The 1,316-nt window shown below is 54.1% G+C and carries 2 protein-coding genes; both read right to left on the bottom strand.

The features are described from left to right. On the bottom strand, positions 1–407 hold a 407-nt coding region (locus tag AC4FIC_RS12660), incomplete at its 3' end, for a glutathione S-transferase family protein (RefSeq protein ID WP_476194756.1). A 25-nt stretch (positions 408–432) separates the two neighbouring features. Further along, positions 433–1,029 (bottom strand): FMN-dependent NADH-azoreductase, encoded by a 597-nt coding sequence (locus AC4FIC_RS12655; protein ID WP_476194755.1) that lies wholly within the window; start codon positions 1,027–1,029, stop codon positions 433–435. Positions 1,030–1,316 lie beyond the last annotated feature (287 nt).

The following is a 1,316-nucleotide window of genomic DNA, read 5'->3' as shown; positions in this document are numbered from 1 at the left end:
ACGGTGACTCGGCCAGAATAGTTGGGCTCAGCTCGGGTGTAGAGTTCATGGTAGCAGCGGGCACCAAAGAGCCGATCGCCCACCTGCGCCGGGCTGTCCAGCTCTGGGCCGCTGAACATCCAGCCCTCGTCCAACATATCGGCGTGTACGACGGATATGCCAATATGTTCGGTCAAGCCTTTTAGCGCACGCAAAATCATTGTCCGATGCGCCCAGGGGCAGGCCAGCGAGACATAGAGATGGTAGCGGCCACTGGTCGCCGCGAAGCCGCCATCACCGGTTGGTCCTGGCGCGCCATCGGGTGTCACCCAGTGGCGGAATTGCGCGTTGGAACGGACAAACTTGCCGCCTTGACTCTTGGTGTCATACCACTGATCAACCCATTGTCCATCGACAAGTAAACCCATATTTCGTTCCTCTCTTTAATGAAAATCAGACCAGTGCGGTCAGATTTTTGGTAAAACGTTGCAATGATTCCGTCTTAGCGTCGTCACCCATGGCGAGACCTTCGGCATAGACAATACGCACATCGTGCAAGCCGAGAAAGCCCAGGACCGTCTTTATAAAGGGTGTTTGCGAATCGGACGGCTTACCTTCATGCATGCCACCGCGAGCGGCTGCTATATAAACCGGCCGATCGGCTAACAGACCGACCGGGCCGGTGGCCGTGTAATTAAAGGTCAAACCGGCGCGACAGATCAGGTCGATCCAGCTTTTTAATTGGGCAGGAATTCCGAAGTTATACATCGGCACGCCTATGATCAGGATGTCGGCATTCTTTACTTCATCAACCAGCTGGCTCGACAGGCTCGCCAAAGCGGCCTGGGCTTCGCTTTGTTCCGCCGCCGGAGTGGATAATGCCATGGCCATCTCGGCATCAAAATACGGCAGAGGTTGAGCAGTCAGGTCACGATGCGTCAGTTCGGCGTCCGGATGAAGCTGCTTCATCTGGGTGGCGATCTGCGCGACCAATTTAGTTGAGTTGGAATTATCGCCGAAAATGCCGGATTGGATAGCTAGAATTTTCATGTCAGTTTTGTCTCAGAGCTGATTATTTGCCCATAATAACCGGCCCCAAGATTCAGGATAGCGGGCATAACTGACCGACTCATTCAGGAAATATGAAGGCAACTGGCCAAGATAGCGTCTTGTTCACATCCGAGCAGACACAAAAAAGGAGAGCAACGCTCTCCTTTTGATCGACCTGGGCCCAGGCCTTACTGGACTAGCGCGACCATATGATCGATGGCGGCCTTAACTTCGTCATCACTGAGGCTGCTGTTGCCACCCTTGGCCGGCATCGCATTGATACCCAT

This window comes from Reinekea sp. (assembly GCF_982785585.1).
Note: the sequence above shows the minus strand (reverse complement) of the source record. Positions and strands in the feature narration are given on the sequence as shown.